General features: G+C 71.2%; 16 protein-coding genes and 1 rRNA gene. 5 read left to right on the top strand and 12 right to left on the bottom strand.

All coding sequences use genetic code 11. The features are described 5' to 3' along the window. Positions 1-145 precede the first annotated feature (145 nt). The 6 genes from AC3IYJ_RS22460 to AC3IYJ_RS22435 all read right to left on the bottom strand — a co-directional run bounded on the left by AC3IYJ_RS22460 (position 146) and on the right by AC3IYJ_RS22435 (position 5850). Positions 146-1670 (bottom strand): 16S ribosomal RNA (locus AC3IYJ_RS22460). 735 nt (positions 1671-2405) lie between these two features. Continuing rightward, on the bottom strand, positions 2406-3215 hold the full coding sequence (gene proC / locus AC3IYJ_RS22455) for a pyrroline-5-carboxylate reductase (protein ID WP_330297905.1): 810 nt from the start codon (positions 3213-3215) through the stop codon (positions 2406-2408). A gap of 67 nt (positions 3216-3282) precedes the next feature. Then, on the bottom strand, positions 3283-4020 hold the full coding sequence (locus AC3IYJ_RS22450; protein ID WP_489396573.1) for an ABC transporter permease: 738 nt from the start codon (positions 4018-4020) through the stop codon (positions 3283-3285). Beyond that, complete coding sequence (locus AC3IYJ_RS22445; RefSeq protein ID WP_489396572.1) at positions 4017-4877, bottom strand: ABC transporter ATP-binding protein; 861 nt, start codon at positions 4875-4877, stop codon at positions 4017-4019. Before AC3IYJ_RS22445 ends, AC3IYJ_RS22450 begins: the two co-directional genes overlap by 4 nt. 60 nt (positions 4878-4937) lie before the next feature. Beyond that, on the bottom strand, positions 4938-5486 hold the full coding sequence (locus AC3IYJ_RS22440; protein ID WP_489396571.1) for a hypothetical protein: 549 nt from the start codon (positions 5484-5486) through the stop codon (positions 4938-4940). A gap of 79 nt (positions 5487-5565) precedes the next feature. Then, on the bottom strand, positions 5566-5850 hold the full coding sequence (locus tag AC3IYJ_RS22435; RefSeq protein ID WP_489402887.1) for an SH3 domain-containing protein: 285 nt from the start codon (positions 5848-5850) through the stop codon (positions 5566-5568). Positions 5851-5974: 124 nt separating this feature from the next. Between AC3IYJ_RS22435 and AC3IYJ_RS22430 the strand changes: the two genes are divergently transcribed. Further along, the gene (locus AC3IYJ_RS22430) at positions 5975-8104 is read left to right on the top strand and encodes a protein kinase domain-containing protein (protein ID WP_489396570.1); all 2130 of its coding nucleotides are present in this window, start codon (positions 5975-5977) and stop codon (positions 8102-8104) included. A gap of 83 nt (positions 8105-8187) precedes the next feature. Here the strand turns inward: AC3IYJ_RS22430 and ilvD are convergent, their stop codons facing one another. From ilvD to AC3IYJ_RS22410, 4 genes are all read right to left on the bottom strand, one after another. Further along, positions 8188-10041: a dihydroxy-acid dehydratase gene (gene ilvD, locus AC3IYJ_RS22425; RefSeq protein ID WP_489396569.1), complete on the bottom strand. Its 1854-nt coding sequence runs from the start codon at positions 10039-10041 to the stop codon at positions 8188-8190. A 135-nt stretch (positions 10042-10176) separates the two neighbouring features. Next, a complete protein-coding gene (locus AC3IYJ_RS22420; RefSeq protein ID WP_489396568.1) occupies positions 10177-10797 on the bottom strand; it encodes a TetR/AcrR family transcriptional regulator in 621 nt (206 codons plus the stop codon). Further along, entirely contained in the window at positions 10794-11624 is an 831-nt protein-coding gene (locus AC3IYJ_RS22415; protein ID WP_489396567.1) for a sugar phosphate isomerase/epimerase family protein, read from the bottom strand. The genes AC3IYJ_RS22420 and AC3IYJ_RS22415 overlap by 4 nt, the downstream gene beginning before the upstream one ends. Positions 11625-11706: 82 nt before the next feature. Continuing rightward, positions 11707-12648 carry a Ppx/GppA family phosphatase gene (locus AC3IYJ_RS22410; protein ID WP_489396566.1) on the bottom strand — a complete coding sequence of 314 codons (942 nt, stop codon included), beginning with the start codon at positions 12646-12648 and terminating at the stop codon, positions 11707-11709. Positions 12649-12711: 63 nt separating this feature from the next. Between AC3IYJ_RS22410 and AC3IYJ_RS22405 the strand changes: the two genes are divergently transcribed. Then, complete coding sequence (locus AC3IYJ_RS22405; RefSeq protein ID WP_489396565.1) at positions 12712-13572, top strand: DUF3109 family protein; 861 nt, start codon at positions 12712-12714, stop codon at positions 13570-13572. Positions 13573-13580: 8 nt separating this feature from the next. On the opposite strand, the gene AC3IYJ_RS22400 is transcribed toward AC3IYJ_RS22405, so the two are convergent. Next, positions 13581-15407: an RNA polymerase sigma factor gene (locus tag AC3IYJ_RS22400; protein ID WP_489396564.1), complete on the bottom strand. Its 1827-nt coding sequence runs from the start codon at positions 15405-15407 to the stop codon at positions 13581-13583. Positions 15408-15616: 209 nt separating this feature from the next. Here AC3IYJ_RS22400 and radA point away from each other — a divergent pair, with 209 nt between their 5' ends. Both radA and disA read left to right on the top strand, forming a co-directional pair. Continuing rightward, positions 15617-17032: a DNA repair protein RadA gene (radA, locus tag AC3IYJ_RS22395; protein ID WP_489396563.1), complete on the top strand. Its 1416-nt coding sequence runs from the start codon at positions 15617-15619 to the stop codon at positions 17030-17032. A 175-nt stretch (positions 17033-17207) separates the two neighbouring features. Continuing rightward, complete coding sequence (gene disA / locus AC3IYJ_RS22390; RefSeq protein ID WP_384653339.1) at positions 17208-18332, top strand: DNA integrity scanning diadenylate cyclase DisA; 1125 nt, start codon at positions 17208-17210, stop codon at positions 18330-18332. Between the two features lie 97 nt (positions 18333-18429). Here the strand turns inward: disA and AC3IYJ_RS22385 are convergent, their stop codons facing one another. Next, positions 18430-19251, bottom strand: coding sequence for a hypothetical protein (locus AC3IYJ_RS22385; RefSeq protein ID WP_489396562.1), 822 nt, complete (start codon positions 19249-19251; stop codon positions 18430-18432). Positions 19252-19410: 159 nt separating this feature from the next. On the opposite strand from AC3IYJ_RS22385, the gene AC3IYJ_RS22380 reads away from it, so the two are divergent. Next, the gene (locus AC3IYJ_RS22380; RefSeq protein WP_489396561.1) at positions 19411-20019 is read left to right on the top strand and encodes a phosphatase PAP2 family protein; all 609 of its coding nucleotides are present in this window, start codon (positions 19411-19413) and stop codon (positions 20017-20019) included. The last annotated feature ends 1 nt before the right edge of the window (position 20020 follow it).

The raw sequence follows: 20020 nt of genomic DNA, 5'->3' as shown, positions 1-20020 counted from the left end.
CCAAGCACGATCCCCGCCACTCAAACTGTTTTCCACGCCGAAGCAGTACTCACAGAAGGTTTTGGAAACCGTGCCAACTAATCAACGTTCCACCCTGAGCTGACCGTGCAGAACGTTTGTCTGCAATCGGTACTGTGCTCCTTAGAAAGGAGGTGATCCAGCCGCACCTTCCGGTACGGCTACCTTGTTACGACTTCGTCCCAATCGCCAGTCCCACCTTCGACAGCTCCCTCCCTTACGGGTTGGGCCACCGGCTTCGGGTGTTACCGACTTTCGTGACGTGACGGGCGGTGTGTACAAGGCCCGGGAACGTATTCACCGCAGCAATGCTGATCTGCGATTACTAGCAACTCCGACTTCATGGGGTCGAGTTGCAGACCCCAATCCGAACTGAGACCGGCTTTTTGAGATTCGCTCCACCTCACGGTATCGCAGCTCATTGTACCGGCCATTGTAGCACGTGTGCAGCCCAAGACATAAGGGGCATGATGACTTGACGTCGTCCCCACCTTCCTCCGAGTTGACCCCGGCGGTCTCCTGTGAGTCCCCATCACCCCGAAGGGCATGCTGGCAACACAGGACAAGGGTTGCGCTCGTTGCGGGACTTAACCCAACATCTCACGACACGAGCTGACGACAGCCATGCACCACCTGTATACCGACCACAAGGGGGGCACTATCTCTAATGCTTTCCGGTATATGTCAAGCCTTGGTAAGGTTCTTCGCGTTGCGTCGAATTAAGCCACATGCTCCGCTGCTTGTGCGGGCCCCCGTCAATTCCTTTGAGTTTTAGCCTTGCGGCCGTACTCCCCAGGCGGGGAACTTAATGCGTTAGCTGCGGCACCGACGACGTGGAATGTCGCCAACACCTAGTTCCCAACGTTTACGGCGTGGACTACCAGGGTATCTAATCCTGTTCGCTCCCCACGCTTTCGCTCCTCAGCGTCAGTAATGGCCCAGAGATCCGCCTTCGCCACCGGTGTTCCTCCTGATATCTGCGCATTTCACCGCTACACCAGGAATTCCGATCTCCCCTACCACACTCTAGCTAGCCCGTATCGAATGCAGACCCGAGGTTAAGCCTCGGGCTTTCACATCCGACGTGACAAGCCGCCTACGAGCTCTTTACGCCCAATAATTCCGGACAACGCTTGCGCCCTACGTATTACCGCGGCTGCTGGCACGTAGTTAGCCGGCGCTTCTTCTGCAGGTACCGTCACTTTCGCTTCTTCCCTGCTGAAAGAGGTTTACAACCCGAAGGCCGTCATCCCTCACGCGGCGTCGCTGCATCAGGCTTTCGCCCATTGTGCAATATTCCCCACTGCTGCCTCCCGTAGGAGTCTGGGCCGTGTCTCAGTCCCAGTGTGGCCGGTCGCCCTCTCAGGCCGGCTACCCGTCGTCGCCTTGGTGGGCCATTACCCCACCAACAAGCTGATAGGCCGCGGGCTCATCCTTCACCGCCGGAGCTTTTAACCCCCGCCCATGCAGGCAGGAGTGTTATCCGGTATTAGACCCCGTTTCCAGGGCTTGTCCCAGAGTGAAGGGCAGATTGCCCACGTGTTACTCACCCGTTCGCCACTAATCCACCCCGAAGGGCTTCATCGTTCGACTTGCATGTGTTAAGCACGCCGCCAGCGTTCGTCCTGAGCCAGGATCAAACTCTCCATGAATGTTTACCCGTAATCGGGTGCACACGCACTTAGAGCGGGACAGTCATGTCGGAATAAGACCGACCGTCCACTGCGTCCTCGCTGTGTAATTGCCTGCAAGCATCACGGCAGAACCGCGACCTCACAGGTCTTTTTCAAAGGAACCTCATCCACCGAGGTGGACGGGGTATCAACTTTTTGGCGTTGATTTTTGGCACGCTGTTGAGTTCTCAAGGAACGGACGCTTCCTTTGTACTCACCCTCTCGGGCTTTCCTCCGGGCGCTTCCTTCGTTGTTCTTGCGTTTCCGACTCTATCAGAGTCGGTCTCGCTTGTTTTTCGCCTTCCAGGTTTTGCGCTTTCGCGCTTTTTCCCTTTCCGGCGAGTCCGACTCTATCAGATCCTTTCGGGCCTGACTCCCAGTCAGCGGGGTTTGTCGTTGGGGCTGTTGGGCCCTTGCGACGAGTGAGACAGTAGCGGATTCCTTGCCCCCGAACCTAATCGGGGGCCGCGTTCGAGAACGCGGATTCCTCATTCGCAAATACGCATGAAAACAGAGACGACGGAGTGCGTCGCTCGTTCGAATGTGTAGTGCGGGATGGCCGTCCGGGGACCGACCGGGGTCGGCGCTCACTTCGGACAACTCGAAGAACCTTACGGATCCGGCACAGGTGTGTCAACCCCTGCCTTGGCGTCACCCTGAGGGGCGCCCGGGTGGGCGGTACGGGGCCCGGCGTGGCCCCGTACCGCCCGGGTGTCAGCTGTTGCCGGAGGCCAGTTCGCGGCTGCGGTCGCGGGCCGCTTCGAGGGCGGCGATCAGGGCGGCGCGGACTCCGTGCTTCTCCAGCTCCACGATCGCGTTGATGGTGGTGCCGGCCGGGGAGGTGACGGCCTCGCGGAGCTTGACCGGGTGTTCCCCGCTGTCGCGGAGCATGACGGCCGCGCCGATGGCGGCCTGCACGATCAGGTCGTGGGCCTGGGCGCGGGGCAGGCCCAGGAGGATGCCCGCGTCGGTCATGGCTTCGACGAGGAAGTAGAAGTAGGCCGGGCCCGAGCCGGACAGGGCGGTGGCCGCGTCCTGTTGGGATTCGGGGACGCGCAGGGTCTTGCCCACGCCTCCGAAGATCTCCTCGGTGTGCAGGAGGTGCGCGGATGTGGCGTGGCTGCCGGCCGAGATGACGGACATGGCCTCGTCGACCAGGGCCGGGGTGTTCGTCATGACGCGGACGACCGGGGTGCCGGGGGCGAGCCGCTCCTCGAAGAAGGAGGTCGGGATGCCGGCCGCGCCGCTGATGACCAGGCGGTCGGCGGGGACGTGCGGGGCGAGCTCTTCGAGGAGCTTGCCCATGTCCTGCGGCTTCACGGTGAGGATGAGGGTGTCGGCGCGCTTGGCGGCCTCGGCGTTGCTGACGGCCTCGACCCCGTAGCGGGTGCGGAGCTCCTCGGCGCGCTCCGCGCGGCGGGCGGTGACGAGGAGCTTGGAGGCGGGCCAGCCGCCGCGGATCATTCCGCTGAGCAGGGCCTCGCCGATCTTGCCGGTACCGAGGACTGCGACTGTCTGGGTCATGCCTTCATCTTTGCATCCGGGTGCGGAGGGGCGGTTCGGTGTCCGCAGTGCGGTCAGGCCTTGGGAGTCAGGGCGTGCGGCGGCGCAGGGTGGCGGCGCCGAGGGTCAGGACGAGGAGGGCGCACCCGGCGACGACGAAGGCGTCGCGCAGGAAGTCGGTGGTCATGTCGGTGTGGGTGAGGACCTGGGTCATGCCGTCGACGGCGTAGGACATGGGCAGGACGTTCGAGATCCCCTCCAGGACCGGCTGCATGGTGTCGCGCGGGGCGAAGAGGCCGCAGAGCAGCAGCTGCGGGAAGATCACGGCCGGCATGAACTGGACGGCCTGGAACTCGGACGCGGCGAAGGCGGAGACGAACAGGCCGAGGGCCGTGCCGAGGAGTGCGTCGAGCAGGGCCACGAGCAGCAGCAGCCACGGGGAGCCGACCACGTCGAGGCCGAGGACCCACAGGGCGACGCCGGTGGCGAGCAGGGACTGGATGACGGCCATGGCGCCGAAGGCGAGTGCGTAGCCGGCGATGAGGTCGCCCTTGCCGAGCGGCATGGCCAGGAGGCGTTCCAGGGTGCCGGAGGTGCGCTCGCGCAGGGTGGCGATGGAGGTGATCAGGAACATCGTGATCAGCGGGAAGATGCCGAGGAGGCTGGCGCCGATGTTGTTGAAGGTCCAGGGGCTGCCGTCGAATACGTAGCGGAGCAGGATCAGCATCAGGACCGGGACCAGCAGCATCAGGGCGATGGAGCGGGGGTCGTGGCGGAGCTGGCGCAGGACGCGGGCCGCGGTGGCGGTGGTGCGGGCGGTGCTCATCGGGTGCTCCCCTGGGCTTCGGCGGCGGTGACGGAGGCGTGGGCGGCCGCGGCATCGGCTGCCGCTGCATAGGCGGCTGCTGCATCGGCGGCTGCGGCGTTGGCTTCGTCCACGAGGCGCAGGAAGCCTTCCTCGACGGTGTCGGCGTGCATGCGGGTGCGCAGGGCGTCCGGGGTGTCCTGGGCGAGGATGCGGCCCTCGCGCATGAGGAGGAGGTCGTGGCAGCGCTCGGCTTCGTCCATGACGTGGGAGGAGACGAGGAGGGTGGCGCCCCGGGTGGCGGCGAGGTCGTGGAAGAGGTTCCACAGGTCGCGGCGCAGGACGGGGTCGAGGCCCACGGTCGGCTCGTCGAGGACGAGGAGCTCGGGGCTGCCGAGGAGGGCGACGGCGAGGGAGACGCGGCTGCGCTGGCCTCCGGAGAGGTTCCCGGCGAGGGCGGTGGTGTGGGTGGTGAGGTCCACGTCGGCGATGGCGCGGGTGACGGCCTCGCGGCGGCGGTCGGCGGCGGCGCGGCCGGGGTCGAGGATCGCGGCGAAGTAGTCGAGGTTCTGCCGGACGCTGAGGTCGTCGTAGACGGAGGGCGCCTGGGTGACGTAGCCGATGCGGGAGCGGAGCTCGGGGTGGCCGGCGGGGCGGCCGAGGACGTCGAGGGTGCCGGTGACGTGGGCCTGGGTGCCCACGACGGAGCGCATCAGGGTGGACTTTCCGCAGCCGGAGGGGCCGAGGAGGCCGGTGATGCGGCCGCGGGGGACGTCGAAGGTGAGGGCGTCGAGGACGGTGCGGGGGCTGCGGCCGGTGCCGCGGCGGACGGTGAGGTCGCGGGCTTGGACGGCGGCGGCCCCTGGGTTATTCATCATGTGATGAATAATGCTCCCGACTGTGCCCCTTAGCAAGCCTGCGGGGGCTGATTCCGGGGGCTACTTCTTGCGCTTGGGGCGGCGGGCGGCCGGGTTGCCGGTACGGGAGCTGCGGCGCCGGGCGAATTCGGCCGTGGCGTGCTCGTACTCGGTGCGGCGCAGCTTCTCGCCGGGTGCTTCCACGAAGCAGCGCAGGAAGTAAGCGATGAGGCTGCCGATGAAACCGATCGCCTTGAGGCCCTTGAGGGCGGCCTCGTCGGAGGACGGGGCCTGGCGGCGGCTGAAGGAGTCCCAGGTCTTGGCGAAGGCGATGGAGCTCGCGATCGCGAAGAGGACGACGACCGAGATGCTGAGGAACGGTCCTACGTTGCCGATCTCCAGGCCCTCGTAGGAGAAGCGGAGCAGGAAGGCGCCGACGACGGCGATGACCAGCGCGACGACCGCCGCCGCGACGCGGCGCAGGCCGTAGCCGCCGTCGTGGTTCACCCAGGTGGTGCCGAAGAACCGGATCTGCTCGGGCTCGGGGCCGGTGGGTACGGGCGGCTGCGCCGGGGCTTCGGCCTCGGCGGCCGGCTCGACGGGGGTCTGGTCTCGCTGGTCGTCGCTCACACCAGCGATTATCCCCCGTCGGCCGGCGCCGGCCCGGGGCGTCTCATTGGTCAGACCCCGAGAGCGACCCGGATGGACCTCAGGCGCAGTGGTTGGCGACGTAGCCGTCGGCGCCGGTCTTGACGTAGGCGTCGGAGACGAAGAGGCCGTTGCCGATGCAGTCCCAGATGCGCGAGGTCCCGTACGGGCCGCTGACGTTCTCGCCGTCCGTCTGGCAGCGGATCGTCACGGAGGCGCCGTACGGCAGGACCTTCTCGATCGAGTAGTTCGTGCCGGGGCCGCTGCGGACGTTCACCCGGTAGCCCGGCGCGACCGGAAACGTCTGGTAGCCCGACCCCCCGGACAGGCTCTCGATCTGGCTCATTTCGTTCTCAACGGACATACGAAATCTCCCCCCTTGGGTGTTGCTGTGCGCAACTCGCGCAGGGTAGCAGGACCTTGGAGATTCACACGGACCATCGACTAGGCTCCGGCGGGGGTGGTGAGCGGTGCATTCGCTGCGGACGGACTACGTGGGGTTTCCGGAGTACGCCGGGCAGTACCGGCTTGAGTCCGTGCTCGGCTCCGGCGGGATGGGTGTCGTCCACCTGGCCACCTCCGAGTCGGGGCTGAAACTCGCCGTCAAGATCGTGCACGCCGAGCATGCCGTGGACCCCGAGTTCCGGGCCCGGTTCCGGCAGGAGGTCACGGCCGCCCGGCGGGTGAGCGGAGCCTTCACCGCTCCCGTCGTGGACGCGGACCCCGATGCCGAACGGCCTTGGATGGCCACGCTGTTCATCGACGCCCCGACGCTTTCCGAGCGGGTACGGGAACGCGTGCTCGGCCCGCGGGAACTGGCGCGGCTCGCCGCCGGCCTGGCGGAGGCCCTGCGCGACATCCACCGGGCCGGTGTGGTGCACCGGGACCTCAAGCCCAGCAACGTGCTGATGGCCCCGGACGGGGTGCGAGTCATCGACTTCGGGATCTCGCGGCCGGCCGACAGCGATCTGCGCACCGAGACGGGCAAGCTGATCGGCACCCCGCCGTTCATGGCTCCGGAGCAGTTCCAGCGGCCGCGGGAGGTGGGGACCGCGGCCGACGTGTTCGCCCTGGGGGCCGTACTCGTCCACGCGGCGACCGGACGCGGGCCGTTCGACTCCGACAGCCACTACCTGGTGGCGTACCAGGTGGTGCACAGCGAGCCCGATCTGACCGGGCTGCCGGAGCTGCTCGTACCGCTCGTCGCCCAGTGCCTGGCCAAGGATCCGGTCGAGCGGCCGACCGCGGACTCGCTGATCGCGGCGTTGCGGGCGATGGCGTACCCCACCGACGAGGACACCCACAGCTTCATCCCGCGGCCGCGGGACCCGGTGGCCGCGGAGCAGGACACCCACCGTCGGGACCGGATCGACACCGCGGACCCGGCCGCCGCCCGGAAGCCGGGGCGCCGACGGCGGAACCGGGTGGCCCTGGCGGCGGGACTGGGGCTGCTGCTGGCGGGCGGATCCGCGGCGGGCTGGGTGTGGTCCGGCGGGGAGGACGGGGAGGGCGCACCGCCCGGGCGGCTGGCCGCGAAGGACACCGGCTCCCAGGTGCCAGTGGCACGGAGCGTCACCCCGTGGGAGCGGCCGATGGGCGACCGCGCGTCGGCCTGTTCCTGGGAGGCGGCCGCCCTCTACTGCTCGGGGTCCGGCCTGACGGCCGCACGGATCGACCCCGCCGACGGGAAGGTGCTGTGGTCCCTGCCGGCGCCGCAGGCGGCGGGCAAGACGGCCGCGCCGCTGTACGGCGGCGGCCTGGTCCTCGCCGTGCCGGCGGGCAGCAGGCTGCTCCAGGCGCTCGATCCGGCGACGGGCGCGGAGCGGTGGCGCCACAGCCTCCCGTCCGGCGCGAAGGTCGTGGCCGCAGGGTCGCGCGCGCTGGTCACGGGCGGGGACGGGAAGACCACCGCTCTGGACGCGGCCACCGGGACCGCGCAGTGGACGAAGGCAATCGGCGGGGTGGGTTCCGTCTGGTGTGCGGGCCCGGAGCAGGCCGGCGGGGTCGGCGCGCTCTACGTCTCCACCCCGGCCGCCGACGGGAAGTCCACGCAGGTCGCGGAGGTGGACCCGGCGAGCGGGGCGGTACGGACGCAGGTGCGGGTGCCCGGGACGGTGGAGCCCTTCGGGGTGGCGGGCGGCAGCCTGCACCTGCTCGACAGCGACGCGGAGCTGATGACGCACTCGGTGGTGCGCATCGACCTGCGGTCCCACGCGGTGCGGGTGACCCGGCTGTCGGTGCCGATGCTCCAGGCCCAGGCGGCGGCCGGGCCCGACGGGGTGGCGTACGTCTTCGGCACCTCCGGCGCGCTGGTCGCCGTGGGCGGGGAGCGGGAGCAGTGGCGGCTGGAGACCGGGGTCACCGCGGCTTCCCGGCCCGTGCCCGCCGACGGCCGGGTGTACCTGACCGCGCTCGACGGCCGGCTTCTGGCCGTGGACGCGGCCGGTGTGCGGCTGGCCGGGCAGACGAAGCCCCGTATGGGCGGCGAGCGGCAGGCGGCCAGTCTGCCCGCGCCCGTCGTCGGGGACGGCCGGGTCTACGCCTCGGCGCCGGACGGGACCGTCTTCGCCGTGCCCTCGGGGGATCCCGCCGGGTGGTGAAACGGGTCCGGCCCCGCCCTGGGTTTCGGGGCGGGGCCGGATCACACGTGGTGCGTGGCGCGTGATGCGTGGTGCCGGGCGGGTCAGCGCTCCAGGAGCGAGACGTCGCGGACGGCGCCCTTGTCGGCGCTCGTCGCCATCGCGGCGTAGGCGCGCAGGGCCGCCGAGACCTTGCGCTCGCGGTTCTTCGGGGCGTAGACGCCGCCGAGGGCCGCGTGGCGGGCCGCGATGGTGGCGTCGTCCACGAGGAGCTCGATCGAGCGGTTCGGGATGTCGATCCGGATGCGGTCGCCGTCCTCGACGATCGCGATGTTGCCGCCCGAGGCCGCCTCCGGTGAGGCGTGGCCGATGGAGAGGCCGGAGGTGCCGCCGGAGAAGCGGCCGTCCGTGACCAGGGCGCAGACCTTGCCCAGGCCGCGGCCCTTGAGGAAGGAGGTCGGGTACAGCATCTCCTGCATGCCGGGACCGCCGCGCGGGCCCTCGTAGCGGATGACGACCACGTCGCCCGCCTTGATCTCCTTGCGGAGGATCTTGTCGACGGCCTCGTCCTGCGACTCGCAGACCACGGCCGGACCCTCGAAGGTCCAGATCGACTCGTCGACGCCGGCGGTCTTCACGACGCAGCCGTCGACGGCGATGTTGCCGCGCAGGACGGCGAGCCCGCCGTCCTTGGAGTACGCGTGCTGGACGGAGCGGATGCAGCCGCCCTCGGCGTCGAGGTCCAGGGTGTCCCAGCGCTCGGACTGGGAGAAGGCGGAGGCGGAGCGCTGGCAGCCGGGGGCCGCGTGCCACAGCTCCATGGCCGTGTCGGTGGCGGTGCCCGAGCGGGCGTCCCACTTCGCGAGCCAGTCTTCGAGGTTGTCCGAGTGGACCGAGGTGACGTCCTTGTTCAGGAGTCCGCCGCGGTGCAGCTCGCCGAGGATGGCGGGGATGCCGCCGGCCCGGTGGATGTCCTCCATGTAGTACGTGCCGCCGGGCGCCACGTTCGGCGCGACCTTGGACAGGCACGGGACGCGGCGCGAGACGGCGTCGATGTCGGTGAGGTCGTACTCCAGGCCCGCTTCCTGCGCCGCGGCCAGCAGGTGCAGGATCGTGTTGGTGGAGCCGCCCATGGCGATGTCGAGGGCCATGGCGTTCTCGAAGGCCTCGCGGGTGGCGATGTTGCGCGGCAGGACGGAGTAGTCGTCCTGCTCGTAGTGGCGCTTGGTGATCTCGACGATCGTACGGCCGGCGTCCTCGTAGAGGGCGCGGCGGGCGGTGTGCGTGGCGAGGACCGAGCCGTTGCCGGGGAGCGCGAGGCCGATGGCCTCGGCGAGGCAGTTCATCGAGTTGGCCGTGAACATGCCGCTACAGGAGCCGCAGGTGGGACAGGCGTTCTCTTCGATGCGCAGGACGTCTTCGTCGGAGACGTTCTCGTTGGAGGCGTCGACCATGGCGTCGATCAGGTCGAGCTTGCGGACGGTGCCGTCGACGAGGGTGGCCTGCCCGGCCTCCATCGGGCCGCCCGAGACGAAGACGACCGGGATGTTGAGGCGCATGGCGGCCATCAGCATGCCGGGGGTGATCTTGTCGCAGTTGGAGATGCAGATCAGCGCGTCGGCGCAGTGCGCCTCGACCATGTACTCGACCGAGTCCGCGATGAGGTCGCGGGAGGGCAGGGAGTACAGCATGCCGCCGTGGCCCATGGCGATGCCGTCGTCGACCGCGATGGTGTTGAACTCGCGGGGGACGGCGCCGGCGGCCAGGATGGCGTCGGAGACGATGCGGCCGACCGGGGCCAGGTGGGTGTGGCCGGGGACGAACTCCGTGAAGGAGTTGGCGACCGCGATGATCGGCTTCCCGATGTCCGCGCTCGCTACGCCCGAGGCGCGCATCAGCGCACGTGCGCCTGCCATGTTGCGGCCGTGGGTGACGGTGCGGGACCTCAGCTCGGGCATCGGGTTCACTCCCCATGAGTGCGGCGGCGTGCATCCGCCTGCCGCGACTGTGGATATGGCTCTTACGAGGCTACGCCCCCTGCCCGCGATCCGGACGGGCTGTCCGGATGCCGGGACGGGTGGCTCAGTACTCGGTCACTCTTCGGTCAGGTAGCGCTGGAGGGTGGGGGCCACCAGTTCGATGATGGTCTCAGGGTCCGCCGACGCGAGGGGCTCGACCTGGACGACGTAGCGCAGGATCGCGATGCCGACCATGTGGGAGGCGGCGAGCTCGGCGCGGAAGGTCGGGTCGGGGACGTTGAGGTCGGCCGCGATCCGCTCCAGGAGCCGGTGCAGGATCAGCCGGCGGAGCACCTTCGCGGCGGCCTCGTGGGTGAGCGCCGAGCGGATCACGGCGAGCAGCGGGGTCCGGGTGACCGGGTTCTCCCAGACGCCGAGGAAGTAGCGGGCGAGGCGCTCGCCGATGCCGTCGGGGCCGGCGCCGATGATCGCGGGCAGGACGAGGGCCGGCTCCATGCTGACCTCGATCGCGGCGGCGAAGAGATCGTCCTTGCTGCCGAAGTAGTGGTGCACCAGGGCCGGATCCACGCCGGCCGCCTTGGCGATCCCGCGTACGGAGGTCTTGTCGTAGCCCCGTGCCGCGAACTCGGAGCGCGCGGCCAGGCGGATCCGCTCCTGGGTGCCGGGGCCTTCCTCGGCCTCGTCCTGGCGGGGGCGGCCGGGGCCGCGGCGGGGGCGCTGCGCGGGCTCGGTCACGGGCGCGGGGTCTCGACCGGGGCGATGCCGGCCGCCAGGTGCAGACGGGTGAAGGCCAGGGCTTCGGCGAGGTCCGCCTCGCGCTCCGCGGAGGACATCGCGCGGCGGGTGTTGACCTCGATGACCACGTGCCCGTCGAAGGCGGTGGTGGCGAGCCGCTCCAGCAGCTCGGCGCAGGGCTGGCTGCCGCGGCCGGGGACGAGGTGCTCGTCCTTGGCGGAACCGTTTCCGTCGGCGAGGTGCACGTGGGCGAGGCGGTCGCCCATCCGGTCGATCATCGCGGTGGCGTCGGTCCGGGCGGTCGCGGTGTGGGAGAGGTCGACGGTGAAGTGGCGGTAGTCGTCCTTGGTGACGTCCCACTCGGGCGCGTAGGCGAGCATCTCGCGGTCGCGGTAGCGCCAGGGGTACATGTTCTCGACGGCGAAGCGGACGTCGGTCTCGTCCGCCATCCGCCAGATTCCGGTGACGAAGTCGCGGGAGTACTGGCGCTGCCAGCGGAAGGGCGGGTGCACGACGACGGTGGACGCGCCGAGCTTCTCGGCCGCCGCCTGGGCGCGCTGCAGTTTGGTCCAGGGATCGGTGGACCAGACGCGCTGCGTGATGAGGAGGCAGGGGGCGTGGACGGCCAGGATCGGGACCTCGTGGTGGTCGGAGAGCCGGCGCAGGGCGTCGATGTCCTGGCTGACCGGATCCGTCCAGACCATGACCTCCACGCCGTCGTATCCGAGGCGCGCGGCGATCTCGAAGGCGGTCGCCGTCGACTCCGGGTAGACGGAGGCCGTGGAGAGGGCGACTTTCGCGGTCGGGATCCGGACTGGTTCTGCCACGGGGACAGGGTATCGGGGTCGCCCCCTCGGGGGTTCCGGGGCTCCGCGTCCCGGCCCCCGCGTCGGCGCCGTACGCCGGGCCCTACGCCGGGCCCTGCGTCGGAAGGTGGTCCAGGCGGCGGAGGATGACGCCCTCGCGCAGGGCCCAGGGGCAGATTTCCAGGTTGTCCACGCCGAGCAGGTCCATCGCGCCCTCCGCGACCAGCGCACCCGCCAGGAGCTGGTTGGAGCGACCCTCCGAGACGCCCGGGAGGGCGGCCCGCTGGGCCGTGGTCATCGCGGCGAGGCGCGGGACCCACTCCTCCAGGGACTTGCGGGTCAGGTCCCGCTGGACGTAGAGGCCGTCGGCGGAACGGGCCGCGCCCGCGATCCGCGCCAGCTGCTTGAACGTCTTCGACGTCGCCACCACCCGGTCCGGGGTCCCGAAGCGGCTGAACTCGCCGACCGTCCGGGCGATCTGCGCCCGAACGTGGCGCCGCAGGGCCCGGATGTCGGCCGGATCCGGCGGGTCGCCCGGCAGCCAGCCCGACGTCAGGCGGCCCGCGCCCAGCGGGAGGGAGACGGCCGCGTCGGGGTCCTCGTCGATGCCGTAGGCGATCTCCAGCGAGCCGCCGCCGATGTCGAGTACCAGCAGCTTCCCGGCCGACCAGCCGAACCAGCGGCGCGCCGCCAGGAAGGTCAGGCGCGCCTCGTCCTCGCCGCTCAGGACGGGCAGTTCGATGCCCGTCTCGGCCTTGACCCGGCGCATGAGCTCGTCCGCGTTGGTGGCCTCCCGTACCGCGCTGGTCGCGAAGGGGAGCAGGTCCTCGCAGCCCTTGTCCTCGGCGGCCTGCACCGCGTCCCCGATGACGGAAACCAGCCGCTCCACGCCCTCCGGCGTCACCGCGCCGTGTTCGTCGAGCAGCTCCGCCAGCCGAAGTTCCACCTTGTGCGAGTGCGCCGGGAGCGGGCGCGCGCCGGGGTGCGCGTCCACCACCAGCAGATGGATCGTGTTCGAACCCACATCAAGGACACCGAGTCTCATGGGAGGAAACGCTACTGGGCCGAAGGCGTAGGGGTGGAGTAAGGGGCGCTTAGGCTGGGGTTTGTGCCAAATACGAAGAAGGCCAACAAGTCCAAGTCCGGGTCGGACAAGACGAAGCCCCCGAAGCCCGGGAAGGGCTCGCAGGCCTCGAAGACGAAGAAGGACCTCGTCGCCGACGAGAAGGGGCTCGACTTTCCCCGGGCCTGGGTGGAGTTTCCCGACCCCGCCGACGAGGAGCAGATCTTCCGCTGCGACCTGACCTGGCTGACCTCCCGCTGGACGTGCATCTTCGGCAGCGGTTGCCAGGGCATCCAGCCGGGGCGGGCGGACGACGGCTGCTGCACGCTCGGCGCCCACTTCTCCGACGAGGACGACGAGAAGCGGGTCGCCGAGAACGTGGCGCGGCTGACGCCGGAGGTGTGGCAGTTCCACGACGTCGGCAGCGAGACGGGGTGGACGCAGCACGACGACGACGGGGAGAAGCAGACCCGGCGCTGGGATGGCGCCTGCATCTTCCTCAACCGGCCCGGGTTCGCGGCCGGGGCCGGCTGTTCGCTGCACATCCTGGCCGTGCGCGAGGGCAAGGAGCCGCTGGAGACGAAGCCGGACGTGTGCTGGCAGCTGCCGATCCGGCGGACGTACGACTGGATCGACCGGCCGGACGACACGCGCGTGCTCCAGGTGACGATCGGCGAGTACGACCGGCGCGGCTGGGGTCCGGGCGGCCACGACCTGCACTGGTGGTGCACGTCGGCCACGTCCGCGCACGGCGCCGGCGAGCCGGTCTACGTGTCCTACCGCCCCGAGCTGACGGAGCTGATGGGCAAGGAGGCCTACGAGGCCCTGGTCGCGCTCTGCGAGGCGCGCCTGGCCTCGCTGCTGCCGATGGCCCCGCACCCGGCGGATCCGGTGCCGCCGGCCTGATGCCCGTGCTAGGCCGGGGGCGCGGGGGGAGGGGCCGGTGAGGCCGCTCCCCCCGTCGGGCTCGGCGTGGGGGTGGGGGTGGGCGTGGGAGTCGGCGTCGGCGTCGGTGTGGGGGTCGCGGTCGGCGTGGGGGTTGGCGTCGGCGTGGGTGTGGGGGTGGGCGTCGGGGTCGGCGTGGGAGTCGGGGTCGGCGCCGGGCGGCCGCGGCCCTGGATGGAGATCACCGCGCCGCCCGGATCCACTCCGACCCGGGCGGTCCAGGCCCCCACGGGCTGGGTTTCGAAGTCCACGTTGATCCGTAGGGTGACCGATTCTCCTGGGGCCAGCCGCCCCGAGGTCTGGCTGGCCCGCAGCCACGGGGCGTCGGACCACAGCCGCCAGTCGACCGGGGCTCCGCCCGAGGCGGTGAGCGTCAGCAGGGTGGTGGAACCCTGGGAGGAGGCGCTCGCGCTCAGCCGGCCGGGGGCCCCGGGTCCGGCGGGGGTGGCGGACGGCGGGGCGCCGCTGCTGATGACCTCGACGGAGACGTCGGGGGCCGCGCTGCCCGGGGCGAAGTCGGGGTCGCCGGCGACGACGGCGGCGTTGCCCGCGTTCTCATAGGCCGCCAGCGGGCGTCCGTCGGTGCGCGGCTGCGGGAGCTCCGCCTCGCTCGCCGAGATGCGGGTGGCTCCGCTCCCGACGGGTTTCCCGGTGTCCGGGGCGGCCCGGTACGCCGCCCAAAGGGCCAGGACCGGGGCCGCGACGACGGTGGCGACCACGGTGGTGGTCACGGCGCGGGCGCGCAGCCGGTCGCGGCGGGCCGCGCGGTCCTTGGGGTCCATGGGGAAGCCGGTGCGGTCGAAGCGCGGGCCGGATCCGCTGCCCCGGCGGCCGGTGCCGGAGCCGAGCATCGCGGCGCGCAGGGCGGTGCGCGGGGCCGGGACCAGCGGGAGGCCGGGGGTGCCGATGTCGCCCGAGCCGGGCCAGGGAGCGCCGACGCCGACGCGTTCGGCGACCCGGCGGCAGCGCGGGCAGTCGTCGACGTGGCGTACGAGCTCGGCGCGCAGGGACGAGGACAGCAGTACGTTGCCCGCGCCGCCGTCCGCGCCGCCTTCGCCGCCGTCGCCGGTGAGCCGGGCCACGGTCGGGCAGTTGCCGGTTTCCACGACGGCGAGGGCGGCGCGGGTGCGCTCGACCTCGCAGGCGGCTCCGGAGAGCAGTTCGCGGGCGGCGGCCGGGGGCGTGCTGAGGACGGAGGCGAGTTCGCCGATGCCCAGGCGGTGGCGGACGGCGAGTTCGAGGGCCTCGCGCTGCTCGGGGGTGGTGCCGGCCGCCTCGGGCCAGGCGAGCCGGGCGAGCTCGCTGCGGCGGTGGGCCGCCGAGGTGTCGGACGCGGAGGCCGAGGAGGCGGAGGAGGAGGCGGAAGCGGCGGTCGCGGTCGCCGCATCCGGCGCACGGTCCCGGCTCATGTGCTCCGGCGCACGCCGGGCGGAATGCGCTCCCCCGTACCCGTGCCCGTAGCCCGGTCCGTATCCGTGCCGCGTGCGCCGTCGCTCCGCCAGTCGGCGCAGGCAGGCCCAGCGGGCCAGGGCGTAGAGCCAGGCGCGCCGGGCCCCTTCGTCGGGGCAGCGGCCCGGGTGCCGTTCGGCGACGGCAAGGACGTCGCCGAGGACGTCGGTGGCGGTGTCGTGGTCGCACAGGACCGAGAGGCAGTACGTGAACAGGCCGTCCAGGTAGGGCTCGTGCCGGAACGGTGGCGGCTGCTGCTCCGCCTTCGTCCCCTCGGTGGGCGTGCGCCCGTGCGCCCGGTGTGCGCCGGTGCGCGATGCGAGGTCTCCCTGGTTGCTGCTGTTCACTCGGCGACCGTAGGCGGCGCGCCGGTGATGCCCCGGAAGCCTTCACCACTTTTAGCCCTTACGGGTGAACAGATCGGCATCGCACTGACAGCGCCCCTGACGCCGCACGCCAACGCGGGCACCGGAGGGTGCACGGCCGCGAGCGGCGGTGGAGGGCGGCGGACGACGGCGGGACGGGGCTGTCGGTGGCGGCGGCTACGGTGGGCCGCATGGCTGCCCGTACATCTCGTTCATCCGCCAAGGACCGGCCGTCCTACCGTTGCACCGAGTGCGGGTACTCCACCGCCAAATGGCTCGGCCGGTGCCCCGAGTGCCAGGCCTGGGGCACCGTGGAGGAGCTGGGCGGCGCGCCCGCCGTGCGGACCACCGCCGCGGGCCGGGTCACCACGGCCGCCGTGCCGATCGGGCAGGTCGACGTACGGACGGCGACCGCCCGCAGCACCGGCGTGAGCGAGCTGGACCGGGTGCTGGGCGGCGGGCTGGTCCCCGGCGCGGTCGTGCTGCTCGCGGGCGAGCCGGGCGTCGGCAAGTCCACGCTGCTGCTCGACGTCGCGGCCAAGGCCGCCAGCGACGAGCACCGCACGCTGTACGTCACCGGCGAGGAGTCGGCGAGCCAGGTGCGGCTGCGGGCCGACCGGATCAACGCGCTCAGCGACCACCTCTTCCTGGCCGCCGAGACCGATCTCTCTGCCGTCCTCGGACACCTCGACGCCGTGAACCCCTCGCTGCTGATCATGGACTCCGTACAGACGGTGGCCTCCCCCGAGATCGACGGCGCGCCCGGCGGCATGGCCCAGGTCCGGGAGGTGGCCGGGGCGCTGATCCGGGCCTCCAAGGAACGCGGGATGTCCACGCTGCTGGTCGGCCACGTCACCAAGGACGGGGCGATCGCCGGTCCCCGGCTGCTGGAGCACCTGGTCGACGTCGTACTGAGCTTCGAGGGCGACCGGCACGCGCGGCTGCGCCTCGTGCGCGGCGTGAAGAACCGGTACGGCACCACGGACGAGGTCGGCTGCTTCGAGCTCACCGACGAGGGCATCAACGGACTCGCCGACCCGAGCGGGCTGTTCCTGACCCGCCGGGCCGAGGCCGTCCCGGGCACCTGCCTGACGGTGACGCTGGAGGGCAAGCGGCCGCTGGTCGCCGAGGTGCAGGCGCTGACGGTGGACTCGCAGATCCCCTCGCCGCGCCGGACCACCTCGGGGCTGGAGACCTCGCGGGTCTCGATGATGCTGGCGGTACTGGAGCAGCGCGGCCGGATCACGGCGCTGGGCAAGCGGGACATCTACACCGCGACCGTGGGCGGCGTGAAGCTGACCGAGCCGGCCGCCGACCTGGCCGTCGCGCTGGCGCTGGCCTCGGCCGCCAGCGACGTACCGCTCCCGAAGAACCTGGTCGCCATCGGCGAGGTCGGGCTCGCGGGCGAGGTGCGGCGGGTGACGGGCGTACAGCGGCGGCTCGCGGAGGCGTACCGGCTGGGCTTCACGCACGCGCTGGTGCCGGTGGACCCGGGGAAGGTTCCGGCCGGGATGAAGGTGACCGAGGTCGCCGACATGGGCGACGCGCTACGGGTCCTGCCGCGCGGGCGGTCGCGCTCGGCGGACAAGGACCGGGACGCGGGCTAGGACGTCCGGCCCGCGACCCGGATCCGGCGCTGCGGGGCAGGTCAGAGGGTCCGTACGGGGGCCTCCGCGGACGGCGGTGGTCAAGGGACGGCGGGCGCACGGGCCGCGCCGGTAGACTTTGCGCTGGTCCGCCCGGCCGTACGCAGGCGGTACAACCCGCGACCGGAGGAGTGCAGTGGCAGCCAAGGACGGGGCAGCAGCATCCGGGAAGTCGGGCGCGAGCTCCAAGCAGGAGGCCATGATGCGTGCCTCGCTGAGCGCGGTCGCACCCGGTCAGCCGTTGCGCGACGGCCTCGAACGGATCGTCCGGGGCAACACCGGCGGGCTCATCGTCCTCGGCATGGACAAGTCCGTCGAAGCGATGTGCACGGGCGGTTTCGTCCTGGACGTGGAGTTCACCGCGACCCGCCTGCGCGAGCTGTGCAAGCTCGACGGCGCGCTGATCCTGGACAAGGACCTCACCAAGATCCTGCGGGCGGGCGTGCAGCTGGTTCCGGACGCGTCCATCCACACGGAGGAGACGGGCACCCGGCACCGGACCGCGGACCGCGTCTCGAAGCAGTGCGGCTTCCCGGTGGTCTCGGTGTCGCAGTCGATGCGGCTGATCGCGCTGTACGTGGACGGCGAGCGGCGCGTGCTGGAGGAGTCCGGGGCGATCCTGTCGCGGGCGAACCAGGCGCTGGCCACTCTGGAGCGGTACAAGCTCCGCCTGGACGAGGTGGCGGGCACGCTGTCCGCGCTGGAGATCGAGGACCTGGTGACGGTCCGCGATGTCACGGCGGTGGCGCAGCGGCTGGAAATGGTCCGCCGGATCGCGACGGAAATCGCGGAATACGTGGTCGAGCTGGGCACGGACGGCCGACTGCTGTCGCTCCAGCTGGACGAGCTGACGGTCGGGATCGAGCAGGAGCGCGAGCTGGTCATCCGGGACTACGTGCCGGAGCCGACGGCGAAGCGGTCGCGGACGGTGGAGGAAGCGCTGCCCGCGCTGGACGCGCTGACCCATCCGGAGCTGCTGGAACTGGCGATCGTGGCGAAGGCGCTGGGATACACGGGTTCGCCGGAGACCCTGGACTCGGCGGTGTCCCCGCGGGGCTACCGGCTGCTGGCGAAGGTTCCCCGGCTGCCGGGCGCGATCATCGAGCGGCTGGTGGAGCACTTCGGCGGCCTGCAGAAGCTCCTCGCTGCCAGCGTGGACGACCTCCAGACGGTCGACGGGGTCGGCGAGGCCCGTGCCCGCAGCGTCCGCGAGGGGCTGTCCCGGCTCGCGGAGTCCTCGATCCTGGAGCGGTACGTCTAGGACTCGGCTGAGCGCCGGCGGGGCTGGATTTCAGCCCCGCCGGCGTTTGAGGCGCGGGGGTCCGGGGGCGGAGCCCCAGGCCACGGCGCCGCGCCGGTCAGTCCTGCTTGAGCACGAACGAGGTCCGCGCAACCGGCATCCCCGGGGACTTGACCTCGACCACGTACGTGTCCGCGGCCGCGGCCCCCGCCGGAGGCGACTGGCACTGGTTCGCCGCGCTGAAGTGCCGGTCCCATTCCAGGGATTGCTTCGTCTCGCCCTGCGAGGGCACGCGGAAGAACACGTTGCCCGCGCCCGTCGGGCAGTCCGCCGAGGACCAGACCGACTTGGTGTTGCTCGTCTGAGTGATGGTCAGGACGGCCTGCTTCGGGCCGAGATCGACCTTGCACGTGGTGCCGGAGACATTGCGCGCGATGAGTTCGAGCCGGGGCTTCTCGTTCGCCTCGTACACGTTCTTCACGCTCTTGACCTCCCACTGCAGCGCACCCGTCGAGCACGTGGGCAGCGGAGAGTCGGCCGGGACGCTCTGGGCGGCGCCCGAGCCGCCGGAGCCCACGGAGCCGCCGCCGTCCGCCGCGCCGGGATCGCCGCCCGGTTCGCCGTTCTTGCCGGGGCCCGTACCGGGGCTCGCGCTCGGGTCGGCGCCCGTGCCCGTACCGCTGCCGGCCGTGCCCGACTCGCCGCGCCCGCCCGGGGCCTGACTGATCGCCGGGCCGGAACCGGAAGGTCCGGGGGTGATCTGGGTGACGGGATCGGAGCCGCCGCGGCCCTTGCCGTTGGTGCCCGACGTCCCGCCGCCGGAGCTGACGGTCCATACGGCGAGGAGCGCGAGGAGCGCGGCAACGGACGCCAGCACGGCCCTCCGTCGCCAGTAGATGGAGGAGGGGAGCGGCCCGACCGGATTGCGCAGAGATCCCACGGACGGAACTTTACGAGAGTTCGGAGTGCGATCCGTGCCCCACATGCCGCCCAGACGGCTTGTTTTGCCGATGATCATCTCGCCGGGACCGCCGGGAGCGACCGGAACCGGCCAGGCCTTGATGAGGGCGTTATTCCACTTTGGGTACCGTCGGTGACCATGGACAGCTCCGGCCTCTATCTCGACATCACCGATTTCGCCCACTCGACCCCCGCGTGGGTGCAATCGGCCTTCGAGGTCTGGACGGAGTACGGTCTGTTCGTCTTCGGCGCCCTCTTCATAGCCGTGTGGTGGCGCGCGCGCAGCGGGCGCGATCCCCGCGGCGTCGCGCTCGCCGTCCTCGCGCCGCTCGCCACGGCCCTCGCGTACGTGGCCTCTGAGCTGGTGAAGTCCAGCGTGGACGAGGAGCGCCCCTGCCGGGCCGTGGCCGGAGCGGCGGCCTCGCTCATCAAGTGCCCGGCCACCGGCGACTGGTCCTTCCCGAGCAACCACTCCGCCATCGCGGGCGCCGCCGCGGTCGCACTGGCCCTGGCGGTGGGCCGCCTCGCGCTGCTGACCGTTCCGCTCGCGCTGCTGATGGCCTTCTCCCGCGTCTTCGTCGGCGTCCACTATCCGCACGACGTGGCGATGGGTCTGCTGCTGGGCGCCTGCCTCGGCGCTCTCGCCGTCCTCGCCCTCACCGGTCCGACCAGTAGGATCATCGCCGCCATGCGGGCGAACGGCGGGCGCGCGGCCGTCCTGATCGCCGGACCGGGCCCGGCACGGTAGG

The organism is Streptomyces sp. GL_140, assembly GCF_057834465.1.
This window is presented reverse-complemented; position numbering and strand designations above follow the sequence as displayed.

What these genes read in the sequence shown, in the direction of transcription:
- proC (WP_330297905.1), bottom strand. Translation starts at nt 3,215, where the DNA reads ATGACCCAGACAGTCGCAGTCCTCGGTACCGGCAAGATCGGCGAGGCC.
- AC3IYJ_RS22450 (WP_489396573.1), bottom strand. Translation starts at nt 4,020, where the DNA reads ATGAGCACCGCCCGCACCACCGCCACCGCGGCCCGCGTCCTGCGCCAG.
- AC3IYJ_RS22445 (WP_489396572.1), bottom strand. Translation starts at nt 4,877, where the DNA reads ATGATGAATAACCCAGGGGCCGCCGCCGTCCAAGCCCGCGACCTCACC.
- AC3IYJ_RS22435 (WP_489402887.1), bottom strand. Translation starts at nt 5,850, where the DNA reads ATGAGCCAGATCGAGAGCCTGTCCGGGGGGTCGGGCTACCAGACGTTT.
- ilvD (WP_489396569.1), bottom strand. Translation starts at nt 10,041, where the DNA reads ATGCCCGAGCTGAGGTCCCGCACCGTCACCCACGGCCGCAACATGGCA.
- AC3IYJ_RS22410 (WP_489396566.1), bottom strand. Translation starts at nt 12,648, where the DNA reads ATGAGACTCGGTGTCCTTGATGTGGGTTCGAACACGATCCATCTGCTG.
- radA (WP_489396563.1), top strand. Translation starts at nt 15,617, where the DNA reads ATGGCTGCCCGTACATCTCGTTCATCCGCCAAGGACCGGCCGTCCTAC.
- AC3IYJ_RS22380 (WP_489396561.1), top strand. Translation starts at nt 19,411, where the DNA reads ATGGACAGCTCCGGCCTCTATCTCGACATCACCGATTTCGCCCACTCG.